At 73.8% G+C, this 26,243-nt stretch carries 13 protein-coding genes and 1 pseudogene; 4 read left to right on the top strand and 10 right to left on the bottom strand.

The features are described from left to right. Window positions 1–58: 58 nt before the first annotated feature. The 4 genes from IF73_RS41605 to IF73_RS0126885 all read right to left on the bottom strand — a co-directional run bounded on the left by IF73_RS41605 (window position 59) and on the right by IF73_RS0126885 (window position 7,914). The gene (locus IF73_RS41605; RefSeq protein WP_051717347.1) at window positions 59–3,442 is read right to left on the bottom strand and encodes a hypothetical protein; all 3,384 of its coding nucleotides are present in this window, start codon (window positions 3,440–3,442) and stop codon (window positions 59–61) included. 75 nt (window positions 3,443–3,517) lie between these two features. Then, window positions 3,518–4,303 carry an enoyl-CoA hydratase/isomerase family protein gene (locus tag IF73_RS0126895; protein WP_031012541.1) on the bottom strand — a complete coding sequence of 262 codons (786 nt, stop codon included), beginning with the start codon at window positions 4,301–4,303 and terminating at the stop codon, window positions 3,518–3,520. 7 nt (window positions 4,304–4,310) lie between these two features. After that, a complete protein-coding gene (locus IF73_RS0126890) occupies window positions 4,311–6,533 on the bottom strand; it encodes an acetate--CoA ligase family protein (protein WP_031012539.1) in 2,223 nt (740 codons plus the stop codon). Between the two features lie 181 nt (window positions 6,534–6,714). Further along, window positions 6,715–7,914 carry a flavin-containing monooxygenase gene (locus IF73_RS0126885; protein ID WP_051717345.1) on the bottom strand — a complete coding sequence of 400 codons (1,200 nt, stop codon included), beginning with the start codon at window positions 7,912–7,914 and terminating at the stop codon, window positions 6,715–6,717. Between the two features lie 183 nt (window positions 7,915–8,097). On the opposite strand from IF73_RS0126885, the gene IF73_RS0126880 reads away from it, so the two are divergent. After that, the gene (locus IF73_RS0126880; protein ID WP_031012535.1) at window positions 8,098–8,547 is read left to right on the top strand and encodes a DoxX family membrane protein; all 450 of its coding nucleotides are present in this window, start codon (window positions 8,098–8,100) and stop codon (window positions 8,545–8,547) included. Beyond that, on the top strand, window positions 8,547–8,957 hold the full coding sequence (locus IF73_RS0126875) for a Zn-ribbon domain-containing OB-fold protein (RefSeq protein WP_031012533.1): 411 nt from the start codon (window positions 8,547–8,549) through the stop codon (window positions 8,955–8,957). Before IF73_RS0126880 ends, IF73_RS0126875 begins: the two co-directional genes overlap by 1 nt. Here IF73_RS0126875 and IF73_RS38860 read toward each other — a convergent pair. Both IF73_RS38860 and IF73_RS0126860 read right to left on the bottom strand, forming a co-directional pair. Beyond that, window positions 8,939–11,725, bottom strand: a complete 2,787-nt coding sequence (locus tag IF73_RS38860; protein ID WP_078868277.1) for a protein kinase domain-containing protein — start codon at window positions 11,723–11,725, stop codon at window positions 8,939–8,941. The genes IF73_RS0126875 and IF73_RS38860 overlap by 19 nt on opposite strands. Window positions 11,726–11,729: 4 nt before the next feature. Beyond that, window positions 11,730–13,760, bottom strand: coding sequence for a serine/threonine-protein kinase (locus tag IF73_RS0126860; RefSeq protein WP_037880560.1), 2,031 nt, complete (start codon window positions 13,758–13,760; stop codon window positions 11,730–11,732). Between the two features lie 144 nt (window positions 13,761–13,904). Here IF73_RS0126860 and IF73_RS0126855 point away from each other — a divergent pair, with 144 nt between their 5' ends. Beyond that, on the top strand, window positions 13,905–14,267 hold the full coding sequence (locus tag IF73_RS0126855) for a hypothetical protein (protein WP_031012527.1): 363 nt from the start codon (window positions 13,905–13,907) through the stop codon (window positions 14,265–14,267). Here IF73_RS0126855 and IF73_RS39825 read toward each other — a convergent pair. Continuing rightward, window positions 14,251–14,397: pseudogene (locus tag IF73_RS39825) on the bottom strand (DUF397 domain-containing protein); the annotation flags it as partial. The gene IF73_RS0126855 and the pseudogene IF73_RS39825 sit on opposite strands and share 17 nt — an antisense overlap. Before the next feature lie 29 nt (window positions 14,398–14,426). On the opposite strand from IF73_RS39825, the gene IF73_RS0126850 reads away from it, so the two are divergent. Further along, window positions 14,427–14,858, top strand: coding sequence for an ATP-binding protein (locus IF73_RS0126850; RefSeq protein WP_031012525.1), 432 nt, complete (start codon window positions 14,427–14,429; stop codon window positions 14,856–14,858). 4,419 nt (window positions 14,859–19,277) lie between these two features. Here the strand turns inward: IF73_RS0126850 and IF73_RS42870 are convergent. From IF73_RS42870 to IF73_RS0126835, 3 genes are all read right to left on the bottom strand, one after another. Beyond that, a complete protein-coding gene (locus tag IF73_RS42870; protein WP_420706586.1) occupies window positions 19,278–19,487 on the bottom strand; it encodes a hypothetical protein in 210 nt (69 codons plus the stop codon). A 1,961-nt stretch (window positions 19,488–21,448) separates the two neighbouring features. After that, a complete protein-coding gene (locus IF73_RS0126840; RefSeq protein WP_031012521.1) occupies window positions 21,449–23,695 on the bottom strand; it encodes an FG-GAP repeat domain-containing protein in 2,247 nt (748 codons plus the stop codon). A gap of 171 nt (window positions 23,696–23,866) precedes the next feature. After that, window positions 23,867–26,095 (bottom strand): FG-GAP-like repeat-containing protein, encoded by a 2,229-nt coding sequence (locus IF73_RS0126835; RefSeq protein WP_037880558.1) that lies wholly within the window; start codon window positions 26,093–26,095, stop codon window positions 23,867–23,869. Between the last annotated feature and the right edge of the window lie 148 nt (window positions 26,096–26,243).

Genomic DNA, 26,243 nt, shown 5'->3' with positions numbered 1-26,243 from the left:
CCAGCATTGAAACTGACGGAGCGTCAGATGGGAACACCCGGGGAGGCGGCGGCGCGCACTATCCGGCGACGGCGCCGGTCGCCTTCGTCCACGCGTAACCGGAGACGTGTCCGGTCCGGTGGGCGGTGACCTTCACGGTGATCGCCTGCCCGCGCTGGGCACTGGTGAGCGTGAAGGTGGCCCGGGTCGCCCCGCTGATCGCCCGCCCGTTGGCGTACCACTGGTAGGCGTACGAGGTCGGCGTCGGCGTCCAGGTGCCGCGGTTCAGGGTGAGCGTCCGGCCGACCCGGACCGTGCCGGTCAGATACGGGGCCGTGGTCGGCTTCGGCGCGACGCCCTTCACGGTCACGGCCGCGCTGGTCGAGGTCAGCGTCGGGTGCCCGGCCTTGCGGGCGACCACGGCGACGGACAGCGACTTGCCCTGGAGGGTGGTCGGGATCGTGTACGTGGAGGCGGTGGCCCCCGCGATGGCGACCCCGTTCGCCCGCCACTGGTACGACAGCGAGTCCACCGGCAGCGACCAGGACCCCGGCTTCGCCGTCACCTTCCCGCCGACGACGGCGGTCCCGGAGACGGAGGCGGCGGCCGTGTTGCGGAGGGCGGTGACGACGGTGACGTCCGGCTTCTGGTACTCGATGCTGAACGCGAACACGCTCACGTCCAGGACACCGAGCGGCGCGTTCGTCAGGTCGAGGCCCACCGTCATGCTGCGCCGGTCCGGCGCCACGGAGAGCGTGGTGGACTCGGCCCGGAAGGTCCCGCTCCGCACGACGACCTTCGTGGAGGCGGTCAGTGCGCCGCCGGTCACGGTCATCGAGATCTTCCCCCGGCCGACGATGGCCGGGCCGACGGTCTTGACCTCGCGAGCATCAGGACCGCAGACCGTGCTGGAGCAGGTCAGCTGGGCCTTGACCGCCGTCGACGTCGTCGCCGGCTTCTCCGGCAGGCCGATCACGAGAGTGGTCGGCTTGGCCGTCTTCGGATAGCCCGACAGCGAGCAGGAGTAGACCTCTCCTTCGCTGGTGTACGAGCCGTAGCAGAGGTTTTTCCGGCTGACCTGGTCGTACAACCTCGGCTTGGGCATCGTCGCGAAACTGCCGGCCGGGCTGAAGGACAGGTCGAAGTCGTCACCTTGTGCCGTCGGCAGCGCCCAGCACAGCACATTGCGCTGCTCGCTGAGAGTGCCGGTGAGCGGGCCGGCGCCGTAGGACACGTTCGCGATCTTGACGCACTCGGGGGCGGGGCCGGTCGGCGTGCCGATGCGGACGGCGTCGAGCCGGTAGGAGGCCGGTGCCGTCTTGCCCTCCGGGACCAGGAGAAGGACCTGGTAGGCGGCGGAACCGGTGGCGGCGCAGCCCTGTGCGAAGTAGTCGCAGGCCGGTTTGCCCTGGGCGTCGTAGGCCAGCAGCCGGATCGTGTCCGTCCCGTCCCGCACGTCCAGGTGCAGCGTGTCCCCGGCGGCGGACGTGGTCACGCGGCGGCACTGGAAGGTGCCCGGCGCGGCCGGGACGCCGCCGGTGGACGGGCCGCCCGCGGCCACGGCCGCGGTGGTGACGCAGCCGCGCGCGGTGGCGGTCACATCCTGGCGGGTCAGCAGGGTCTCGCCGACGACGTCACGGCCCTGGACGAGCACCGTGTGGGCGAGACCAGGCGTCAGGGCGCAGGTGGAGAAGGTGCCGTGGTAGGTGCGGATCTCACAGCTGACATTGCCCTTGGCGTCCACGACGACGGCCTCCGCGGAGGCGGCGCCGGCGCCCTTGGCGATCCGGAACAGCTCCGTGGAGGAGTGGGCGTCGGCGGGGATCGTCAGACAGCCGGCGAAGACGCCGTTGCCGGTCTTCACGGCCGTTCGGGCCGGGGTCGCGCTGAAGTCACCCGCGCCGAAGGTCGGGCAGACGGTGGGCGTGTCGGTCTGATGGACGATGATCCCGTAGTCGTCGCCGCCCTCGGACGGGTCCTCGTCGGAGAGGGTCGCCCGGTAGGGGGCGGTTCCGCCGAGCACGCACGTGGCGTCCCAGAGGTTCGTGGCGTTCAGGCACTGCTCGGCGCCCGCAGCGTCGTACACCTTGATGGTCGTGGTGCCGTCCGACTGGACGGCGAGGTGACCGCCCTGCGTCAGCGGCAGCTTGAGGCAGTCGACCTCGCCCGGGCCGGAGAACGTGCCCCGGTGGGTGGTGCCGAGGGTGACCCCGTCCACACAGCCCTCGGTGGAGGCGCGGGCGAAGACCTGGACGGCATCGTCGGTGAGGACGGTGTACGTCGTGCCCGCTGTGAGCGTGCAGAAGTCGTCGTAGCCCTGGCAGGCGTAGGTGCCGTCCTGGGCGTACACAGAAGCGCTGCTGCGGAAGCCGGAGGCGGTCACGGACCGCACGTCGTAGCGGCCGGACACGGTGGGCGTGAAGGTCTTGCAGCCGGTCGCGAGCCCGGTCCGGTCCGGCGCGGTGCCGTAGACGGAGGGAGCGACGGTGGCACAGCCCGCGGGGTTCGACAGGCGGCGGACCTTCAGGGTGTACGGAGCGGCGGGAGAGCCGTCGTACTGGTGGCCGACGACCGCGTAGACGCGGTGGCCGGTGCTGCCCTCGGGCAGGACGCAGCCCTCGGAGCCGTCCTGGTTGTACTGCGCGCAGAGGTGCTTGCCGGTGGCGTCCGAGATCCACGCGTAGGAGTCGCCGTAGGTCTCACGCCGGAGTTCGTGCGTGATCCGCTCGCCCGGGGCGGCGGTGAAGGAGTGGCAGACGACCCCCATCGGGCCGACGCCCGTGCCGGTCGCCGGAGGTGTGTCGTACGCGGTGCCGGGGACGGCGGGGCAGGGGCCCGGGGCGCTGCTCATCAGCGGGATGACGACGATCCGGTTCTGGGCGGTCTGCCAGGAGTTGCTGTGGAGCCTGAGCGTGTACCGGCCGGCGGCCAGGTCGCACCGGGCGTCCTTGTACCGCCAGCCCTCGCAGTCGACGGACTCCTCACCGGCGTACAGCGCCGGGTAGGTGTCGTGGCTGCCGTCGATGAAGATGCGGTGGGTTCCGGGCGTCTCGACGGTGACCGTGAAACAGACGGTCGTGTCGGGCTCGATGGTCACCTGCCGCACCGCGTCGCCCGGGTCGCCCAGCGGGGCGAGCGGCAGCGCGGGGCACGGGTCGGCCGTGGGCGTGGGCGTGACCGGGTCCGTCGGCGTCGGGTCGGCCGTCGGCGTGGGCTCGGGTGTCGGGTCCGTCGACGTCGACGGTTCCGGCGTCGACGGTGCCGGTGTCGGCGTCGGGTCCGTCTCCGCCGGTGCCGCCGAAGGCGCGGCCGTCGTCGGTGACGGCGTCGCCGCCAGGGCCGTCCCCGCCGGCAGCAGCGGGGCCGCGAGGGCCGCCACCAGGGCGGGGACGAGGAGCAGGTTTCTGGTGGATCTCGGGTGCAGACGTCTGGATCTGCCGCGCGAGCGCGCGAAGTTCGGCATTCTTCCGTTCCCCCCGGAGCGGTGTGGCATATGCGGGCCACACTCTACGGGCGGGGTACGACGGCCACCGACCCGTTATCGCCCCTCGTACCGCGCCTCCCGTCGCTCCACGAAGCTCGCCACGCCCTCCTGCGCGTCGCGGGTCGTCATGTTGAGCTCCTGGGCGACGGCCTCCGCCGCGAAGGCGGTCGCGCGGTCGACGTCCAGAGAGGCGTTGACCAGCTGTTTCGTGAGGGCGAGGGCGCGGGTCGGGCCCTGGGCGAGACGTTCCGCCCAGGCGCGGGCCGTCTTCTCCAGGTCGGCCGCCGGGACGACCCGGTTCACCAGGCCCATCGCCGCCGCCTCCGCCGCCGGCAGCGCGTCACCGAAGAACATCAGCTCCTTGGCGCGCTGCGGGCCGACCAGACGGGGGAGGAGGTACGCGCCGCCGCCGTCGGGGACCAGGCCGCGACGGGCGAACACCTCGACGAAACGGGCCGACTCGGCCGCGAGCACCAGGTCGCAGGCGAACGCCAGGTGCGCCCCGATGCCCGCCGCCGTGCCGTTCACCGCCGCGACCACCGGCTTCTCGCAGTCCAGGACGGCCGCGACGAAACGCTGCGCGCCCCGGCGGATCATCCGCGCCACGTCCCCCGCGACCCGGTCCCCGACCGAGGGCGAACCGCGCAGGTCGGCGCCCGCGCAGAAGCCCCGGCCGGTCGCCGTGATCACCACGCAGCGTACGGACGCGTCGGCGGACGCCTCCGCCAGCAGGGCGACGATCCGCTCCCGCTGGTCCCAGGTGACCGCGTTCATCGCCTCGGGGCGGTTGAGCGTGATCCACGAGACGCCGTTCTCCACCGTGTGCAGGACCTCGGACATGGGGCTCCTATCGGCAGACCGCCAGCGCGTCCAGCGCCACCGCGCCCTGGCCGCGCGGCAGCACCATCAGCGGGTTGATGTCGAGTTCGGCGAGGTCGCCGTCGAGTTCGAGGGCCATCCGCTGGACCCGCAGCACCACCTCGACGAGCGCGTCGACGTCGGCCGGCGGGGCGCCGCGTACGTCGTCGAGGAGGGCCCGGCCGCGCAGCTCGTCCAGCATCGAGCGGGCCTCGCGCTCCCCGAAGGGAGGGACGCGGACGGCGGTGTCGTTCAGGACCTCGACCAGGACCCCGCCGAGGCCGACGGTGACCGTCGGGCCGAAGAGGTCGTCGCGGGTCACCCCGACCACCATCTCGACGCCCTTCCCCACCATCTGGCAGACGAGGACGCCGTCGAGGTCGATCTGCTCGTAGCGGGCGATGTCCGTGAGGTCCCGGTACGCGTCCCTGACCTGGCTCGCCGACGTCAACCCGACCTTCACCAGGCCCAGTTCCGTCTTGTGGGCGAGCTGCGCGCCGGACGCCTTCATCACCACCGGGTAGCCGACGAGCCCCGCTGCCCGGACGGCGGCCGCCGCGCTCGTCACCAGCTGTTCGCGCGGCACGCGGACGCCGTACGCCCGCAGCAGCTGCTTCGCCGCGTGCTCGCTGAGCCGCTGCCCCGGCCGCATCAGCGCCCGCGCCTTGCGGAAGGACGGGGACGGGGTGCGGGGCGCCTCGTCGAAGGGCGAGCGGTAGCCGGCGGTGAAACGGTGGTGGTCGAGGTACGCCTTCACCGCGCCGATGCAGTTGCCGAAGGTGCGGAAGGTGGCGACCCGGGAGGAGCCGAGGAGCGTGGTCCGGTAGGCGTCCTCGGTGCCGACGGGGGAGCCCCACACCACGCACACCAGCTTGTCGGTGGCCTCCGCCGCGTCCACCAGGTCCTGCGCCAGCCGGTCGCTCATGGGCGGGAAGGGGCCGGTGATGGGGCAGATCAGCACGCCCACCGACGGGTCGGCGAGGATCGCGTCGATGATCTTCCGGCCGCGCCAGTCGCCGACCGGGTGGCCGCCGTTGTCGACGGGGTTGGCGACGTTCAGGTACTCCGGGATCCACTGGTGCAGCTCGTCCTGCTTCGCCTGCGGGAGCGTGGGCAGGGTCAGCCCCGCCGCCGTCGCGAGGTCGGCGAAGTGGGCGCCCGTGCCGCCGGAGATCGAGTAGACGACGACCCCGTCGGCGAGCGGTCTGCGGGCGCGGGCGAGGAGGGCGGCGGTGTCCTGGAGCTGGTCCAGCCCGTCGACCCGGATCACCCCGAACTGCCGCATGGCCGCGTCCACGACCCGGTCCGCGCCGGTCAGCTTCCCGGTGTGCGAGGCGGCGGTACGGGCCCCGGTCTCGGTCCGGCCGACCTTCACCGCCACCACCGGCACGCCCTCGCGGGCGGCGCGGTCGGCGGCGAGCAGGAAGGACCGGCCGTCCTTCAGCCCCTCCACGTACGCGGCGATGGCGCCGACCTCCGGGAGGGAGGCGAAGTACGAGAGGAAGTCGGCGGTCTCCAGGTCGGCCTCGTTGCCGGTCGGCGCCCAGTGGGAGAGCCGGACGCCCAGCTCCTGCAGGGTGAAGACGGGCCGGCCCTGGTGCCCGGACTGGGTGATGAGGGCGACGGCGGGGCCGTCGAGGTCGTCGCGGAAGCGCTCGAAGGCGTTGAGGTTGGTGTTCGGCCCGAGGAGCCGGATGCCGGTGCGGCGCACGGCCTCGGCGAGCCGCTGCTGCGCGGCGGCCCCGTCGGCGCCGGTCTCGGCGAAGCCGGAGGCGAAGGCGACCGCGAACCGCACCCCGGCCTCGCCCAGCTCCTCCACGACGGGCAGCGGATCGGCGACCAGCAGGACGGCCAGGTCCACGGGCCCGGCCAGGTCCTTCACGGACGGCACGCAGTCGAGGCCGAAGACGGCGGTACGGGTCGGGTGCACGGGGATCAGCTCCGCGCCGACCCGCCCGGCCCAGGCGAGCAGCTGCCGGGTGATCCCGGTGTTGGGCCGCCCCTCGGCGTCGGAGGCGCCGACGACGGCGACCGACCGGGGCCGGAAGAAGCGGTCGAGGTCGGGGACCTCGGCGTGCAGCGCCCGCCCGCTGACGTCCCGGTCGCCGGGCGCGGCGGCGTGCCCGTGGACGGCGGTGCGGGGCGTCTCCCCGCAGGCTTCCACGCGGGCGCGCAGACCGCTGGTGAAGGTGCCGTGAGTCGATCCAAGCATGGTTGCGCTCCGCCCTTCCGTGCAGGACGCGTCCCGGACAAGTGACCTGACGCTTAGTCAGATTACAGAACTGACGCCCAGTCAGGAATGGGCCGGTGCGGAGGAAGCACGAAGACCCCGCCGGGTGGCGGGGTCTCGAAGGAGAGAGAGGCTGCTTCTGCTTCTGCTTCTGCTTCTACTTCTACTTCTGCTCCTGCCTCTGCCTCTGCTCCTGCCTCTGCTCCTGCTTCGGCTTCGGCTTCGTGCGCGCGATTCGCCGCGCGATCCGCTCCGCGTCCATGGCCAGTTCCCTCAGCATCCCGCTGATGGGGTTGGTGAAGCCGGTGAAGTAGAGCCCGGGAGCGTGCCGCGGGCTGTGGGCGCCGCGGACGATCGGGCGGCCGCGGGCGTCGAGGACGTCGAGGTGGCCGACGAGGGGTTCGAGGGCGCGGCGGTAGCCGGTGGCGGCTATCAGGGCGTCGGGGGTGATGCGGGTGCCGTCGGCGAGGACCACCTCGCGGCCGTCCAGGGCCTCGACGGCGGGCACGACCTCGACCTTGCCGGCCCGGAGGGCGGCGACGAGGCCGACGTCCTGGACGGCGATGGCGCCGTCGCGGACGCGGCTGGCGAGGCCGGCGGTCGGGCGGGGCAGTCCGTACGGGGTGAGGTCGGGGGAGACGAAGCGGGCGAGGCCGCGGCCCATCAGGTCCACCAGGCCGACCGGCAGCCGCCGGACGAGGATGCCGCTGCGCTGGGCGGGCCAGCCGGCCGTGGTGCGGCGGAGGATGTGCGGGGCGGTGCGGACGGCGATCCGGACCCGGCCCGCACCGCCCTCGGCGAGGTCGGCGGCGATCTCGGCGCCGGTGTTGCCGATGCCGACGACCAGCACGTCCTTCCCGGCGTACGGCTCCGGGTTGCGGTACTCGCGGGCGTGCACGAGGTCGCCCTCGTACGTGTCGAGCCCGGGCCAGGCCGGCACGCTCGGGGTGTGGTTGAAGCCGGTGGCCACGACGACGGCCCGGCCGGTCAGCCGCCGCCCGCCGGTCGCGTGCAGCACCCAGCCGCCGGTGCCGTCCTCCGCGCGCTCGATCCGGTGCACCTCGACGCCGGTGACGACGTCCAGCTCGTGCTTCTCGGCGTACGCCTCCAGGTAGCGGACCAGGTCGGCGCGGGCGACCCAGCGGCCGTACGCGCGGGGGATCCGCAGTCCGGGCAGCCCGGAGAGGCGCCGGGTGGTGTGCAGCCGCAGCCGGTCGTAGTGGCCGCGCCAGGAGGTGCCGACGGCCCCGGACTTCTCCAGGACGACGGCGCGGACGCCGCGGGCGCGCAGGGTGGCGGCGACCGCGAGCCCGCCGGGGCCGGCGCCGATGACGTACACCGGCTCTTGGGGGGTGGTGACCATGAATGCTGAGCGTAATGACGTGTACACGCAGTGGGTCTCGGTCGCGACGGATTTCGGTTGCGAAACGGTCACGCCGGACGGGGTGCGGCCGACCCCTTGCGGAGGGCGGGGGCGCTGCGCTGAACTGGGCCCATTGATCTGACGTACCGTCAGATCTGTACGGTACGCCGAGGAGGACCGCCCATGCAGACCGTCTGGCTCACCGGCGCCGAATGGCTCGCCGTCCTCCGCATCGGCCTCGGCCTGTGGTGGCTGGAGAGCTGGCGCCACAAGGACCGCAAGGGCTGGTTCGAGCGCGGCACGGGCATCGCCTGGGCGGCGGACGTGGCCGGCAGACACCGGTGGACGGCGGTGCGCACCGGCTTCGAGACGGTCGTCGCCCCCCGCCCCAGGCTGATGGCGTACGTCGTCGTCTACGCCGAACTCGCCCTCGGCCTCGGCCTGGTCACCGGCTTCCTCACCCCGATCGCCCTCGCCGGCGGCCTCCTCCTCAACCTCCTCTACCTCGTCCTGATGATCCACGACTGGGCCGAGCAGGGGCAGAACGCGATGATGGCGCTGATCTCCCTGGTGGCCCTCTTCGCGATGTCCTGGCAGACCTGGTCCCTCGACTCCGCGATCGGACTCTTCTGATGACGGCCACCCCGGACATCGACGCCTTCACCCGCCCCTACTGGGACGCCGCCGCCGAGGGCCGCCTCCTGATCCGCCGCTGCCGCGCCTGCGCCCGCCCCCACCACTACCCCCGCGAGTTCTGCCCCCACTGCTGGAGCGAGGACGTGACCTGGGAGCCCGCCTCCGGCCGCGCCACCCTCCACACCTGGTCCGTCGTCCACCGCAACGACCTCCCGCCCTTCGGCGCCCGGGTCCCCTACGTGGCGGCGGTGGTGGACCTGGCGGAGGGTCCCCGCATGATGACGGAGGTGGTGGGCGTGCCGGAGCCGGACCTCCGCGTGGACATGGCGCTCGCGGTCGCCTTCCGCACGGGCGAGGACGGGATCGCGGTGCCGGTCTTCACGGCCGCTCAGCCCGTCGTCACGTAGGCCGTCGCCAGGGAGAGGCCGAGGGCGTCCTTCGTGACGCCCTCGAGGCCCGCCCCGTGCGGCAGGTGCCACTCCCAGCGGGCCACCGGGATCACCACCCCCTGGTCGGCGAGGAGGTCGTCCACGGCGGCCCAGGCGCGGGCCTGGGCGGCGCTGTCCTCCGTCCGCGAGGCCCGGTCGATGGCCTCGTGCAGGGCGGCGTCGTCGAAGCGGCCGAAGCGGTAGCCGTCCGGGAGGCGGGTGTCGAAGAGGAAGCGGAGGGACTTCGACGGGTCGGGGGAGTTCGGGGCGACGGCGGCGGCGAAGAGGTGGACGGTGGCGTCCCCGGCGACCTCGCCGTTCCCCTTGAAGGCCGCGCTCTCCCGCTCCGTCGCCGTCGCCCGGAAGCCCGCCTCGTCCAGCCCGGCGGCGAGGGCCTCCGCCCGGAGCTGGTCCGCCGTGTCGGTCTCCGAGTACGCGATGGTGAGCCGGTATCCCGTCCGGCCGGCGGCCTCCAGCGTCGCCCGCGCCCGCTGCGGGTCGCCGTTGTCGGCCGCCCCGGTCCGCCCGGTCGTGCCGTCCGGGCGGTGACCGCGGATGCCGGGCGTCAGCAGCCGCGTCTGGGGGACGAGGATGTCGGCTTCCGCGTCGCGGACGTGGGCGGTGATGACGTCCCGGCGCGGGAACGCCTGGACCAGTGCCTGGCGTACGGCGTTGTCCCTCACCGCCCGCGTGTTGACCACGTAGACCAGGAGACGGCCGTCGCCCGTCCGCTCGGTGCGCAGGCCCGAGGGGGACGGCGAGGCGGACGACGAGGCGGCGACGCCCTCGTCGAGGGCGATGGCCGGACGGGTGGCCGGGGAGGACGCGATCTGCCGGGCGAGTTCGTCGTCCGTGGCCTCCGGGATCTCGAAGCGGTACCGGTCCGGGAAGGCGCGGCGGATCGGGTCCGTCGCCGCGTCCCAGTGCGGGTTCCGGGCCAGGACCGGGGCCTCGTCCCCGTCCACCTCCGGGCTCTTCTCGATCCTGTACGGGCCGCAGGCGAGCCGGGGCGCCGCCTTGGTGCCCTTGCGCGCGTCGCCCGGCGGCACGGGTGTCCCCGGCGGGCCGGCGAGGAGGTGGGGGAAGCCGGTGTCCGCCTTCCGCAGGCGGTAGACGACCGTGCGGGCGTCGCGCGCCTCGACGTTCTCGACCACGGCTTCGAGGAGGGCGGCGAAGGCGTTCACGCGCCCCGTCTCCTCCCTGCCGTCCTCGTCCCTCAGCACGCGCTCGTGCGCGCGGACCAGGTCGGCGGCGACGACGGCGGAGCCGTCCTCGTACCGCACGCCCTCCTTCAGCGTGAACGTCCAGGTCAGGCCCGCGTCCTCGGTCCGTCCCGGGTCGGTCGCGAGGTCACCGACGAGGAGCTGCCCGTTCTCCGTGCGCCGGTAGCCGGTGAGCGCGCGGAAGAGGAGCAGCCGCAGCTGGGCGACGCTCGGCGTCAGCGGCGCGTACGTCAGCGGGCTGTACTGCGGCGGCAGGGTGCCGAGCACGGTCACCTCGCCGCCCTGGCGCGCCTCGGCCGGGGCCGGCGCCGGTCCGCGCGAGTCGGCGGCGGTGCCGCGGGGGATGTCGTACGCGGCGGGGCCGGGCGCGCCGGACGCGCCGCCCTTGCCGGGCCCCTCGCCCCGCGCGCCCTCGTCGTCCCTGCCGAGGGCTTCGATCAGCCCCCAGGCCGCACCGCCCCCGCCGGCCGCGACGGCGGCCACGGCGGAGAGGAGCCCCCGGCGGGAGAGCCGGCCCCTGGCCGGTGTCCCGTCCGGGGTGGCGGCCGGTGTCCCGTCCGGGGTGGCGGGAGGCGCGGGGGGTACGGGAGGCGCGATGACGTAGGAGGTGGTGGTGGGGGTGGCGGGGGCGGCGGGCGCCGCCGCGGCGCCCGCGTCGGCCGATGCCGGCGGCAGGCTCGCCAGCGCCTCCAGGCGGTCCGCCGCCTTCTCCGCGTGCGGTCGGGACTCGGGGTCCTTCGCGAGGAGTCCGTTGATCAGTTCGGAGAGCGGCGGCGGCAGGTCGGGGCGGCGCTCCTCGACCGGGACGGGGGGTTCGTGGAGGTGGTGGTGGATGAGCGCGGCCACGCTGCCGGAGGTGAACGGCGGCCGGCCGGTGAGGAGTTCGTACAGCACGCAGCCCAGCGAGTAGAGGTCGCCGCGGGGGTCCTCCGGCCCCTCCCGGAAGCGCTCCGGCGCCATGTAGAGCGCCGTCCCGATCGGCCCGTCGCCGGTGCGGGTCAGCCGGTGGGTGGTGGCGTCGACGAAGGTGGCCACGCCGAAGTCGAGGACCTTCACCATGCCCTCGTCGGTGAGGAAGACGTTTCCCGGCTTGATGTCCCGGTGCACCACCCCGCCCCGGTGGGCGACGGCGAGCGCGCGGCACACCTGCGCGCCGAGCCGGGCGGCGGTGCCCGGCGGGAGCGGCCCCTCGGCGCGCAGCAGGGCGGCGAGCGTCCGCCCCTGGAGCAGCGGCATGACCAGGTACGGGATGTCCTGCCCGGTCTCGTCGTCGCGGGCGGTCCCGTGGTCGTACAGGGTGACGATGAAGGAGCTCTCCAGGACGGCCGCGGCCCGCGCCTCGCGCCGGAAGAGCGCGAAGAGCCGGTCGCGGTCGGCCTCCGCCGTGCCCTCGGGCACGGCGAGCAGCTTCACGGCGACGGTCCGCCCGAGCCGCTCGTCCCGGGCCCTGCGGACGACGCCCATGCCGCCCGCCCCGACCTGCTCGGCCAGCAGGTACCGGCCCTCCAGCAACTTCCCCCTCATGGGGTCAACTTAGCGCGCCGATGTTCCTCCAGAACTGCGTTGCGTATGACGTCTGGCAGGCGTAGCCGATGACGAAGGTGCTGGACGTCAGGCACTGGCCGCTGCCCACGTTCTTCACCTGGCGCCCGGACGACGTGGAGGTGCCGAACTTCCAGGACTGGTTGCTCGCGCCGTTGCAGGCGGCGGTGGAGGCGTCGATGGCGCTGGTGAACTGGAGGCACTTGCCGGACCTCTTGTTGACCAGCCGGAAGGTGCCGTCCCCGTTGGAGCGGTAGGTCCAGGCGTAGGAGGTCGTCTCGGGCTTGGAGCCGCACGCCATGACGTTGACGACGACGGCGTACCCCTGGTCGTTCTCCGCCAGGCAGTTGCCGCTCGTCGCGTTCTCCAGCGAGTACGTCCCCGAGGGCCCCGAACCGCCCCCGCCGGACGTCGCCGTCGGCTTGGGCGCGGCCGTGGTGGGGCGGGGCGCGGTGGTCGTCGGCCGGGTGGTGGTCGTCCCGCCGGAGGTCGAGGACGAGCCGCCGGAGGTCGAGCCGCCGGAGGTGGAGGCCGACCCGCCGGAGGTCGTCCCGCCGGAGGTGCCGGTAGAGCCGCCGGACGACGACGTGCCGCCGCTCCCGCCCCCGCCGGTCGTGGTGGACGAGCCCCCGCCACCCCCGCCCGTGACGGCTCCGCCCCCGTCGGCGGGCGGCGGCGGTGGGGGCGCCCCGGGGGGCGTCGAGCCCGCCGGGGCCGAGGGCTTCGTGGCGGACGGCTTGGCGGAGGACGGCGACGGCTTCGCCCCGGGCGCGGCCGAGGACGGCGGTTGTACGGAGGGGGAGAGCACGGCCGTCGGGGAGGCGGAGGGGCGTCCTTCCGCGCCCGCGCGGCCGAGCTCGTACGGGCCCAGGGTCAGCGTCAGCGTCGTGCCGGTGGTGATCACGACGGGCACGGCCATCATGACGATCCGGTTCCGCCGCCGGTGGCCGGGCCTGTCTGTCGGCCTCCCGTCGATGGCGTACGCGGTGTCGGCGGGCGGGGGGACCGGCGGCTGCGGGGTCAGCGGGGCCGTGGCGACGTCCTTCGACGGGTCGGCGGCCTCCAGCTCGGCCAGCGCCTCGGCGGTCGGCGCCCCGGCCGCGAAGGCGGTCCGCGCGGCGATCCGCGCGGTCACCGGCTCCGGCCAGTCCACCCCGGCGGCCCGCGCGTCCGCGTGCCCGACGAGCTCGGTCGCCGTCGGCCGGTCCTCGGGGTCCTTGGCCAGGCAGGTGCGGACGAGGTCGGCGAGGTCGGGGTCCGTCTCGGCGAGCCGCCCGAAGTCGGGCTCGCCGTGCACCACCCGGTAGAGCAGGTCGTGCCCGGACCCGTCGCCGAACGGAGGCCGTCCGTTCGCCGCGTACAGGACCAGACTGCCGAGCGCGAAGACGTCCGCCGCCCCGGTCAACTGCTTGTCGGCGACGGCCTGTTCGGGTGCCATGTAGGCGGGCGTCCCGATGATCATCCCGGTCTTGGTGAGCCGGCTCTGGTCGGCCGCCCGGGCCACGCCGAAGTCGATGAGCGAGAGCCCGCTCCCGGTGAGCATCACGTTGGACGGCTTGAGGTCCCGGTGCACCATCTCGGCCGCGTGCACCGTCCGCAGCGCCGCCGCCGCCTCCCGCAGCAGCCGCCACAGCGCGTCGGCCGGCAGCGGCCCGTTGTTGAGCCGCAGCGCGTCGTTGAGCGTCACGCCCGGGATGAACTCGGTCGCGAACCACGGCGGCTTGGCGAGCCGGTCGCTCGCGAGGAGCTTCGTACTGGCCCCGGCGGGCAGCCGCGCCAGGTTGTCCAGCTCGTGCCCGAAGTGGCTCAGGAAGTCCTTGTCCTCGGCGAGCGTCGGCAGCACCCGCTTGACCGCCGCGTACGTCCCCGGCACGGCGCCCAGGTAGACCCGCCCCATCCCGCCGGACCCGAGCACGCCGAGCAGGCGGAAGGCGCCGATCCGGCGCGGGTCGTCCGCGTCGAGCGGCATCGCGCCGCTGCCGCGCAAACTAGAGTCGTTTTCCAGTTCCCCCTGCATGGGCCACAGAGTAGCCCAGTGCGATCAGCATCTGAATCGACGTCAAGACGTTGTTACGGGGCCGTGTTTGAAGTGGCCGAAACGAGCCGGGCCCGGACGGCTGGAGTTCTTCCCTCCGCCACCGCGGGGCCCGACCCTGGCCGTATGCGACCCGCACCCGGCGACATCGTGTACGCGTACCGCAAGACGAAACCGCCCTCCCGGCGCCTCCTCAGCCTCCGCCTCGGCCTCCAGCACCCCGTCCTGCGCCTCAACCCCATGTCCGTCGTGGACGAGCACGGCAACGACTGGATCGAGGTCCTTCCGGTCCCGCACGGCGTCCTGGACACCGTCCTCGACCCGGACGCGGTCGTCCTGATCCCCGTCGCGGACGTGGCCGGCCACAAGGAGTCCCTGCCGCCCGAGGTCCTGGACGTCCTCCTCGACGTCCTGGACGACGGAGAGCCCCCCTGGCCGACGCTCAGGGAGGCCCTCGGAAGGGGCGACGGCCCTACGCCTGCGTGGTGACCTCGACGAAGGTCGCCCAGGAGGCGGGGGAGAGGGCGAGCTGGGGGCCGTGGGGGACCTTGGAGCCACGGACATGGACGAGGGTGGGGTGAGCGGCGACCTCGACGCACTCGCCGTCCTCGGAGCTGCGCGGAGGGCGGCGGGGCCACTCTCGACGGCATGAAGCCGGACATCACCCCTCAAGGAAGCGAGCGCGCACCGGAGTGCGCGCTGCGTCCGAGCCCCACGCCCCGGGGCGCGCGTCTGGCGCGTCTGCTCGCGGCGCACCAGCTGCGGGAGTGGGGCGCGACGGGTGACGCGGCGGAGGCGGCGGAACTGGTGGTGGCCGAGCCGGCGAACAGCGCGCTCCAGCACGGCCGGGTCCCGGGCCGGGACTTCGAGCTCCGCATGGAGCGCACGGGCGACCACGTGACGGTCGAACTCTCCGACCCGCGCGGCGAGCGCCGGCCGTTACCGGCCCGGGAGCCCGACGAGGGCGGCTACGGACTCCTCCTCGTAGCCACCCTCACCACCACCTGGGACGTCAAGGACCGTCAGGTCGGCAAGACGGTCTGGGCGACCGTCCCGCTGACCTCGGTCGTGCCTCAGTAGTAGACGCCGTGGGGAAGGTAGTAGTCGTACATGTGCTGGCGAGCCGCCAGGGGCTTCCTCCAGTCGCCGGTGCCGCGGTAGAGGGACGGGTGGGTCTGCCCGTCCACCGCCATGAGGTCGCCGCGGCCGTCGCGGTTCTGGTCGCCGACGCCGATGATCTGGGTGAATCCGCCCCAGCCGCCGCCGATGCGGGTGCGGGCGGCGAAGGTGCCGTCGCCCTTGCCGAGGTAGAGCCACAGGGCGCCGTCGCGGTCGCGGGCGACGAGGTCGCCGGCGGGGGCGCCGGCGAGGTTCCCGACCGCCGCGATCTTGTCGTAGGTGTTCCAGCCGCCGCCGACGCGCGTGCGCGGTGCGAACGGCTTGGCGGCGTCGCCGGTGCCCTTGTACAGCCACAGGACGCCGGCCTTGTCGGTGGCGACCAGATCGGTGCGGCCGTCGCCGGTGAGGTCGGCGGCCGAGGTGAGCTGGTCGTAGATCTGCCAGCCGCCGCCGACCTTGACGCGGTGGGCCAGGCCCGTGCCGGTGCCCTGGTGGAGCCAGAGCACGCCGGCGCGGTCGCGGGTCAGGATGTCGGCGTGGGCGTTCCCGCCGACGTTCGCGGTGGGGACGATCCGGTCGTACACGTGCCAGCCGGTGCCCAGGACGTTCGACGGGTGGTAGAGGGCCGTCCAGGCGGTGGTGGGGCCGGCGCCGACGACGGTGTTCCGCGTGAACGTGCCGTTCTCGGAGAGGCTCAGGACGTCGGGGAGGCCGTTGTCGTCGAAGTCGTGCGGGACGGCGGCGCGCTGGACGCGGAAGGAGCCGGTCACGTCGAGGGTCGGGCCGATGCCGTTGTTCGGCTTGGCGGTCAGCCGCCAGGTCCAGGCACCGTTGTAGCCGGGCACACGGTCGGCGACCTCGCCTCCCCACGTCAACTCCGTGATGCCGTGGTCGGAGTAGAGCCGGTGCTGGACGCTCTGCCCGGTCGCCACATGGGTGAGGGTGACGGCCGCGGCGACGTCGATGTCGGCGAGGTGCCAGGACAGGAGCGCGGGGTTCTGCTTGTCGAAGTCCAGGACGGCCGGGACGTCGCTGCTCAGCAGCGTCACCGCGGTGGACCGGCCGGTGCTCGCCACCTGCTGCGCCACCGGTATGCCGTCCGGTCCCGGGGCGATCCGGTACATGCCCTCGCCCGCGGCGAGGGTGCCGCCCTGCACGAGCACGGTGCTGTCCGGGCCCGCCGTGGCCGCCGTGTAGGTGTCGAGGAGCTTGAGCGACGTTGCGCCGGTCAGGGACCGGGCGGTGACGCCGTACAGCGGATTCGGGGTCGCGTACGACAGGTCGTGGCCGCCCTGGCCGTACAGCACCCAGCCGTCGATCAGCTGGACCTTCACGCCCGACGCCTTCGTCAGGGGGATGCGCAGGGCGGTGGCCGGGGTGGCGCCCCGGTCCATGACGACCACGGTGGCCGTGGAGCTCGTCGGCTGCTCGACCCAGGCGAGGTGGGTCGGGGACACGGCGACGGAGCCGGTCGGGTGGGCGGGGGCCACGTCCACCACCCGCTCGGCCCGGGCGGTGTCGACGAGGGCGATGCGGGAGGTGGCGGTCGCTTCGGCGGGGTCCGCGTACCTCACCAGGACGGTCCCGGGGGAGGGCGCGGACAAGGAGGTGATGTCCGCCCCGGCGGGAAGCCCGGTGACCGGCTTCGCGCGCAGTCCCTCCGCCGTCGCGGTGACGAGGCGCACCTCCTCGCGGCCCGACGGGTCGGACCACAGCGTCACCAGGGCGGCGGGCCCGACCGGGTACCCCGCCTGGTAGCCCGGGCCGAGGGTCCCGAGGTCCATGACGACGGGTTCGGCGTCCGTGCCCATGTCCAGGAAGGTATGGACCAGCCCGTCGACCTTGACGACCACGTCGGTGCCCCGGAGGGGCCTGTGGGGGCCGGTGCCGTGCGGCAGGGCCGTGGTGGAGCCGTCTGCGTACCGGGTCCAGACGGACGAGCTGACGCCGTCGGTGGAGTGCCACGTCAGGAACCCCGACGTGCCGGAGCCGTACAGGGTGCCCCCGTCCTGGATCACCGGGACCTCCTGCTGCGTACCGGTGCTCTCACCCGAACCCGCCGCGGCGACCGGCAGTCCTGCCGCGACCGCCGGGGCGGTCAGGACTCCGGCGGTGACGGCGAGCGCGACGGCGGCGGCCGTGGCGAGGCGGCGCGGAGTGAATCTCATGGATGCTCCAGAAGATGGGGAGGTGGTCAGTAGACGTCGGTGGGGCGGGCGTAGGGGAGCAGGGTCTGCGAGCCGGCGTCCCGGGGGTAGGTGAAGGGCGCGCGCCAGTCCCCGGTGCCGCCGTACAGGCGCCAGGACTCGCTCGTGTACATGCCGGCCAGGTCGCCGATGCCGTCGCGCGGGAACGCGTCGCCGATGCCGATCAGCACCGGGAAGCTGTTCCAGCTGGGGCCGATCTTCGTCCGGGGTGCCGAAGGGCTTGGTGGCGCTGCCGGTGCCGGGGTAGAGCCAGAGGACGCCGGTCTTGTCGGTGGCGAGGAGGTCGTTGCGTCCGTCGCCGGTCAGGTCGGGGCCCGCCGCGAGCTGGTCGTACACCTGCCAGCCGCCGCCGATCCGGACGCGGGGCGCCAGGCCCTTGCCGTTGCCCTGGTGGAGCCAGAGGACGCCGGTCGTGTCGCGGCCGAGGAGGTCGCCGTGGCGGGCGCCGCCGAGGTCGCCGGTGGCGGTGATCCGGTCGTACGCGTTCCAGCCGGTGCCGAGCGGGGTCGGCGGCAGGGACGGCGGGTCGGTCTCCCGCCGGCTCGCGAGGTACTGGCGGCCCTCGTACAGCGCCAGGCGGCCCTGGGCGTCACGGACGAGCAGGTCGGGGCTGCCGTTGTCGTCGAAGTCGTGCGGGCGGACCGCCCGGGTGACGGTGAAGGAGCCGGTGCGGACGAGCGCCGGGCCGATGCCGTTGGCCGGCTTCGCCGTCATCGTCCACGTGTAGGCGCCGTTGAACGCCGGGTACTTGCCGTCGAAGGAGCCGTTCCAGGTGAAGGCGAACGGCTGGGCGGACGGCCGGGGCGCCAGGGCCGGGGAGTTCCACGAGCGGCCCGTCGCGGTGTGCCGGACGGTCAGCCGGACCTCGGCGTTGTGCCGGTTCAGCGTCCATGAGGGCTTCAGCGTGCCGCCCGCGCGGTCCAGGTCGACCGTGCCGGCGGGCGCGTTCTCGGTGGTGAGGGTCAGGGCGGTGGAGATGCCGGTGGTCGCCTGAAGGGTGACGGCGGGCGGGGCGTCGTCGGTCGCGCCGGGCGCGATCCGGTACACGCCCTCGCCCTGGGCGAGGGTCCCGCCGGAGGCGAGCAGGGCGCCGTCCGGGGCGGAGACCAGGGCCGAGGCGTGCGCGAGGAGCGGCACTGTCGCGCCGGTCGTCAGCGAACGGGCCGTCACCTCGTGCAGGGCCTCGGTGCGCGGGGCGGTGCCGCCGCCGAGCGCGGCGTACACGACCCAGTCGCCGACGACCCGTACGGTCAGTCGGCCGGTTGTCTCCGCGTCCCCCGGAAGCGGCAGGTCGGTGCGGCTGATCTGGGGCTCGCCGCGCCGTGCGGTGGCCAGGACCGTCGGGTACGGGGCGGTCGCCGGCTCCAGCCAGGCCAGGTGGGCGGCGGAGGCGGCGGCGGGCAGGACGGTGTCCCGCCCGTAGACGTGGTCGTACGTCTCCACGACCGACGCCGAGGCCACGTCCACGACGGACAGCCGCTGGCTCCGCACGCCGCCGGTGTTGGCGTAGTAGCGGACGAGGAGCGTGTCCGGTCCGGCGCTCTCGATGCCGACCAGCTCGTCGGCGGGGACACCCGGCACGGCCCGGTCGACGTTCCGGCCCTCGGCGTCCTTGCCGACGATGTGCAGCTCCGGTCCCGCGGTCGAGGTCGGAAACGTGCGGGTGACGAGCCGGGTGCCCTGGTGCAGCAGGACGGCGGGGGTGCCGGTGAAAGAGGTCGTCTCGTACGAGACGACCTCCGTGCCCGTGCCCTCCGACAGGTCGAGGTAGGTGTGCTTCGCGCCGTCGACGCGCACGACGAGGTCGGTGCCCTGGTTTCCGGCGTACCGACCCGCCGGGAGGCGGACCTGGGTGCCGTCCGTCCGGATCCACGTGTGGACGGTGGCCGTGCCCTCCGGGCGGGATGTCAGGAAGCCGCTCGGACCGGCGGCGAGCACGGTCGTGCCGGACGGTACGGGGAGAGGGGTCGCCGGCACGTCGGACGTCGAGGCGGCGGGCACCGCCGCGACGGCCGGGGAGACGAGGACCGGTGCGGTCGCGGCGGTCACGGCGGCCATGGCGAGGGCGGTGGCGACGGCGGCGGAGAGCCGTCGCCGGGTGGTGCGTCCCTGGGGGATCACGGGCGGGGTCTGCTTTCGGGGAATGAGGTGGGAGGCGACGGCGCGGTGACGGTCAGAAGACGTCGCCGGACCAGTACGCGTTGCGGGGGACAGTGGTCTCGGCGGCGGCGAAGGGGGCCTGCCACCGGCCGGTGCCGCGGTAGATGTGCAGCTGGGGATAGGTGCCGGTGGGCTCCTGGTGCGCGAGGAGGTCGATCCGGCCGTCGCCGTCCACGTCACCGGCGCCGACGAGGGTCTTGAACGCCCCCCAGCCGCTGCCGATCTTCGTCCGGGGTGCGAAGGTGCCGTCGCCCTTGCCGAGGTAGAGCCACAGGCGAAGGGCTTGGTGGCGCTGCCGGTGCCGGGGTAGAGCCAGAGGACGCCGGTCTTGTCGGTGGCGAGGAGGTCGTTGCGTCCGTCGCCGGTCAGGTCGGAGCCCCCGGCGAGCTTGTCGTACACCTGCCAGCCGGCGCCGACCCGGATCCGGGTACCGAAGGGGGTCTTGGGGGCGGCCTTGCCCTCGTAGAACCAGAGGACACCGGTCCTGTCACGGGCCACCAGGTCTCCGGCCGCGGTGCCGCCGAGGTTCCCGGTGGCGGCGATCCGGTCGTAGGTGTCCCAGCCCGCCCCGATCCGCGTCTCGGTCACGTCCTGCCACGAGCCGAGCGTCCGGGCCTGCCCCGCGTCGAACATGCTCAGCGAGCCGAAGGAGCGGACGAGCAGGTCGGGGCTGCCGTTGCCGTCGAAGTCGTGCGGGCGGGGAGCGCGCTTGAGGGTGAAGGTGCCCGTGCGTGTGACGGTCGGACCGATGCCGTTGGCGGGCGTGGCGGTCATCTTCCACGTGTAGGCGCCGTTGTACGCCGGAAGACCGTCGGCGAACCGGCCGTTCCAGGGGAACGGGGCGTAGGCCGCGTGGTCGACGCCGGGCACGTCGACGGACCTGCCGGACGCCGTGTGGGTCAGCGTCAGCTTCGACACCGCGTTGGACCGGCTGAACGTCCAGGACGGCCGCAGCTGCCCGCCCGCGCGGTCGAAGTCGATGGTGCCCGAGGGCGGCGGCTGCTCTTCCAGGACCGTGAGCGCGGTGGGCCGGCCGAGGCTGCGCAGGAGCGTGGCGGCGGGCCTGCCGGTCGCCGGGTCTAGGGCGATCCGGTACAACCCCTCGCCCTGGGCGAGGGTGCCGCCGAGCACGAGCAGGCCGCCGTCCGCGTCGTACGCGCTGGACGACATGTGGTCCAGGAGGGGGTAGGAGTCGCCGCCGGCCAGGGGACGTGCGGTGAGTGCGTGGAGGGGGTCGGGGTAGAGCGCGTCGCCGCCGCCGGGCCGGGAGTACAGCGCCCAGTCGCCGAGCGTCCGGATCGCCGTGTCGGTGTAGCCGTCGGCGGAGGCGTTGTTCAGGACCACGCGCTCCACGTCCTGCGTGCCCCGGACCACGGAGGTCAGCGTGGGGGGCCTGCTCTCGTCGATCCACGTCAGCCGGTCGCCCGTGAGGGCGACGTGCCTGACGCCGGAGGACAGGAGAGCCGACCTGTAGTCGTACGTCTCCGTGAGCGCGCCGGTCGCCACGTCCACGACGGCGAGGCGACTGGAAGAGCCGGGCTCCTGCGGGGAGTAGGCGGTGACGAGCAGCCCGGGTCCGGCGTCGTACGTGTCGTCGTAGGTGGTGTACGCGTTCAGCGGGGTGTCGATCCTGTGGTCGACGAGCCGGCCGTCCGCCAGGGAGACCAGGTGGTTCTCCAAGCGCCCGTTCACCCGCCTCAGCACGACGAGCGTGGTACCGACGATCCGCCGCACGCCTTCCGTGGTGCCGGACGCGTCGAGACCGGACAGGTCGATCACGACCGGTTCCCGCGTGCCGCTCATGTCCGTGAGCGTGTACACCGAACCGCTCAGGGAGCCGACGAGGTCGGTGCCCGGGCTGCCCCAGTGGGGCCCGGCGGGGAGCTGGGTGGTGACGCCGTCGGAGAGGCGCGTCCAGCGGTAGACGGTTTCGTCGTACCGGCCTGTGCTCGTCAGGATGCCGGTTCTGCCCGCGCTGACGAGCACCGAGTCGGCCGGGACGGTCAGCGGCGCGACCGTCTCCGCGGTTGCCTGTGCGGAGACGGTCGGGACCGCGGGCCCGGCCGCGAACGCCGGCACGGTCATACCGCCGGCCGTCACCGCGAGGATGGCGGCGACGGCGGTGGCGAGGCGGCGGGTGGTGCGGTGGTGCTGCTTCACGGGGTTCCCAGAGGTGGAGGAGGATCAGAAGACGACGGGGCCGGTGCCGTACGGGGAGGTGTACGGCACGGGGATGTTGAGCGTCGTGGGCCGGCCGAACGGGGCCCGCCAGTCCCCCGTGCCCTTGTAGACGGTGAGCAGCCTGGTGTCGCCGCCGCTCTCCGCGATGAGGTCGGCGCGACCGTCCCGGTCCGCGTCGCCGATGTTGACCACCTGGCCGTAGACGCCCCAGCCGCCGCCGACCCGGACGCGCGGCGCGAAGGTGCCGTCGCCCTTGCCGAGGTACAGCCACAGGACGCCGGAGCGGTCACGGGCGAGCAGGTCACCCGTCTTGGCGCCACCGAGGTCGCCGGGGGCGGTGAGGAGGTCGTACGTGTTCCACCCGCCGCCGATGCGGACGCGCGGCGCGAACGGCTTGGAGCCGACGCCGGTGGCCTTGTACAGCCACGCGACGCCGGTCCTGTCGGTGGCGACCAGGTCGGGGCGGCCGTCGCCGGTCACGTCGGAGCCGGCCGCCAGCTTGTCGTACGCGTTCCAGCCGCCGCCGACCCGGAGGGGCTTGGCGAGGGAGTGGCCCGTGCCCGGGTACAGCCACAGGTCGCCGGTGTCCTTGCGGCGGGCCAGGACGTCCGCGTACGGCGACGCGTCGAGGTTCCCGGCGGAGACCAGCCGGTCGTACACGTGCCAGCCGCCACCGCGGTCGGTGCGCTCCCAGTCGTCCTGCGGGGAGGTGGTGATCTGCCGTACGTCGTAGGAGACGAGGCGGCCCAGGCCGTCGCGCACGAGCAGGTCGGGGGTGCCGCTGTCCGAGTAGTCGTGCGGGGCGGTGCCGCTCGCGACGGTCAGGGTGCCGGTCCGCTCGGTCGTGACGGGGCCGTACGCCGTGGTGGTCAGCTTCCACTCGTAGGCGCCGTTGTAGGCGGCGATCCCGCCGCCGTAGGTCCCGCTCCCCAAGGTCCCGTCCCAGGTGAACAGGGCCTCGGTGTCCGTCCCCTGCAGGGGTTGGGAGGACGTCCAGGTCCTGCCCGTCGCCTTGTGCCGGACCACCAGGTCCACCGTCAGGTCGCTCCGGTCGAACCGCCAGCGCAGCGCGGCCTTGGCCCCGGCCGTGCCGAAGCCCGCGGTGGCGGGCGTCTGCTCGTCCACGACGACGGCGGGCGCGGTGGGTCCGCCGGCCGCCGCCCGGGTGGCGGCCGGCCGGCCGTCCGGGCCGAGGGCGATCCGGTACACGCCTCCGCCGTGCTCCGCCGTGTTGCCCTGTGCCAGCAGGTCGTCGCCGGCGCGGACCAGATCCGAGACGCTGTTCGTGAGGAGACCGCCCACGGTGGTGCCGTCGATGAGGGAGACGGCCGCGACCGCCTTCTCACCCTGGCCGTACACCAGCCAGTCCCCGAGCAGGGAGACCGGGACGAAGCCGCCGTCGGGCCGGAAGGAGGCGTGCCGCGTCGTCCCGGTCTCGCCCCGGCGGGCCGTCACCAGGGTCACGATGCCGTCGGGGCCCCACTCGGACCAGGCCAGGTGGTCGGCCGTGACCGCGATGCCGCTGTTGGGGTAGAAGCGGGGCGTCGGCCGGTCCTCGACGACCTTCCCCGTCGCCAGGTCCACGACGGCCAGGCGGTCGTCCTTCGTCCCGCCGACCGTTCCCCAGTACTGGACGGCGAGGATCCCCGGGGAGGAGTGCACGACCTGGTCGACGGACGCGTCGGCGGGCAGGCCCGTGATCCGGTGGTGCACCACGGTGCCGGCAGGCCGGGAGACGAGGTGCAGGGTGCTCACGCGGGTGTCGCGGTCGATCTGCTCCAGCACGAGCGTGTCGTCGGCGAGCAGCTCGAGGTGCGAGCCCCCGAGAAAGGCGGTGTCGATGTCGGTGGAGGTGCCGGCCGCCATGTCGAGGATCCGGTAGACGCTCGGCTGGGTCCGCACCGCGACCCGGTCGCTGCTCCCGCCCGCCTTGGGGTAGCTGTCGCCGTACGGCTGCGGCAGGGTGACCGGGGTCCCGTCCCCGGCCCGGTACCAGCGGAAGGGGCCGGTGGGGCCGCTGAGGGGGTTCACCCCGGTCAGGAATCCGGTCGGTCCGCCGCCGTCCAGCCACTCGGTGGTGCCGAGGGCGGGAAGGCCCGCCTGCTCCTCGGCGGCGGTGGGGGCGGTCGTGGCCGCCCGCGGCGCCGCGAGAGCAGGCGAGGCGGTCACGGCCGCGCCGGCCGTCAGGGCGAGGACGAGGGCGACGGCGCCGGTGAGGCGTCGCCGGCCGGCGGAGCTGGGGTGGTTCAAGGGGATTCCTCCCGAACGCGCTGTGGGCGTGGCGTCCCTACGCCACGCCCACAGGACTCGCGACAACCCTTCAAGGTTGTACGACCGTTCGGAGTTGATTCGTCAGTTCGTCAGTGCGTCAAGTCGACTTCCGGTCGAATCGCCGTAAACCCGCCCGGGCGGGACACCGGCTCACGACACGCTTGTGAACTTGCCGCCCTCGCCCGCGTACAGCGACGTCGTCTGTCGCGTGAACGCCCCGCTCGTCGTGCCGTTCGAGCGGTAGACGTACGTGCCGCCCGTTCCGTACGCGATCAGGTCCGGGCGCCCGTCGTTGGTGACGTCGCCCGCGCCGACGAGCTGGCTGAAACCGCCCCAGCCGCCGCCGATCCGGACGCGCGGGAGGAAGGAGAAGCCGTTGGACTGGTAGAGCCAGAGGACGCCGTCCTTGTCGCGGGCGACCAGTTCGCCGCCCACGTCGCCGACGATGTTCCCGACGGCCGTGATCTGGTTGTAGACGCCCCAGCCGCCGCCCACCCGGATCCGCGGGAAGTACGGCTTGGCCGGGTTGCCGGTGGCCCGGTAGTACCAGAGGACGCCGGAGGTGTCGGCGGCGAACAGGTCCGAGGAGCGGTCCGCCGTCTGCCAGTCCGAGCCCGCCGCCAGCTGGGTGTAGACGCCCCAGCCGCCGCCGACCCGCACCCGGGTGTGGAAGGTGCTGTCGCCCTTGCCGGTGTAGGACCAGAGCACGCCCGAGCCGTCGACGGCGATCAGGTCGGCGGTCGCGCCGCCGTCGATGGTCCCGGCGGCCTCGATCTTCTTGTACGTGTTCCAGCCGGTGCCGATCCTCGTCCGCTTGGCCGGCTTCACCTGGCCGCCCACCGGCCAGTCGTACAGGTCGTCCCGCCACAGCACGCCGGCGGCGTCCCGGGCGAGGACGTCCGTGGAGCCGTTGTCGTTGACGTCGTGCAGGTTGGCCGAGCGGGACACCGTGAGGGTCCCGGTGACCGGCGCCGCGCTGGTGCCGTCGGCGCCCTTGGCGGTGATCTGCCAGGTGTAGGCGCCGTTCGGGGCGCTGATCCCGTCGATGATCCCGTTCCAGGAGTACGCGAAGCGGGGCTCCCCGTGCACCGGCGGGATCATGTGGGTGGTGAGCTTCTTGCCGGTGCGGTTGTGGGTGAGCGTGAGCTGCACGTCCGCGTCGGCGCGGGACAGGTCGACCGACATCGGGACGCTCGTCCCGGCCTTCTCCAGGTTCGCCGTCGCGGGCACGGACGAGGCGACGACCTTCAGCGCCACGACCGCGCCGGTGTCGGCGACGAGTTCGGGCGTCAGGTCGCCGTTCCGGCCGATGCGGAACACGCCGTCGGTGGAGGCCGTCGCGCCGCGTACGACGAGGCTGCCGTCGCTGTGGCGGGCGACGGAGGAGAAGTTCTCCAGGACCTTGTACGGGGCTCCGCCCGTGGCGAGGTTCCGCGCGTACAGCGGCGTCAGGACGTCGCGTCCGGCGGACGGGTCGCGCCGGGCGGCGTAGAAGGCCGTGTCGCCGACGATCCCGGCGAGGACCGGCACGCCCTGGATGTCGGTGAGCGGGACGCGCTTGACGGTGGTGGTGCCGATGACCGTCGCGGTCAGGGTGTGCCCGCCGTCCGTCGCCCGCGTGACGGTCGCCTTGTACTTCGGGGTGAGGGCGCCCGTCACCGTCGCGGCGTCCCAGTCCCAGCCGGGGCCGTACCCGTAGGGCACCACCGAGCCGGTGGGCACGGGGATCACGACGCTCCAGGAGTGGGGCTCCCAGTGCCCGTTCACGTCGTGCTCGCCCTGGCCCATGATGAGGACGGTGGGCCGCCCGTCCGCGTCCCGGCCCGCCGCCACGACCTTGTGCGCGGTCTCGCGCTCGCCCTTGAAGAGGTTCGACAGCTTGAGCTTGCTGACGACGCCGTTGGTGTGCGTCAGCTGCCACAGCTCGCGGCCCAGGCCGTCGGCGGTCGGGCGGCTCTCGTAGGCGACGTCGTAGGCCACACCGGCCAGTTCGCCGCTCAGGGTGTGGTTGGCGTACGCCCCGGTGAGCGGGTTGTGGGCGGTGACGCCCCTCTCGTTCCGCGTCACGATCCAGTCGGAGCCGCTGTCGTACGCCTGCGTGTCGCCGTACGACGTGATCGTGCCGTCCGGCTTGTGCAGGCTCAGCCGCTGCTCGCCGTTCTCGTCGGTGCAGCTCGTGAGGTAGCCGTAGGCGCCCGCGGCCACGACCTCGGCGCCGACCGGCAGCAGCCCGGCCGCGGACGGCACGCACCGCTCGGCGGTCGCGCCGGCGGGGGCGGCCATCGCCGGGGCGGTGACGAGGGTGCCGGTCACCGCCGTGACCGTGGCCAGGGTGACGAGGGCGGCGGCGAGCCGGCGCCCGGTGATGCGGTGGTTCACTGTGCTCCCCTTCGTGAGGGACGTCATGGGGGCGGTGCGTGAGGGACGTGCGTGAGGGCCGGGGATCAGTAGCCGGCGGTCGGTAGAGGTCTTCGCCGAGGGGGCCCGGTGTGCGGCCGGCCGCTCGCGCGGCCGGCCGGGTAACTCG

This window comes from Streptomyces sp. NRRL F-5727 (assembly GCF_000719555.1).
Taxonomy (GTDB): Bacteria; Actinomycetota; Actinomycetes; order Streptomycetales; family Streptomycetaceae; genus Streptomyces.
The sequence above is the reverse complement of the archived record's forward strand: the minus strand, read 5'-3'. Positions and strand labels throughout refer to the sequence as shown.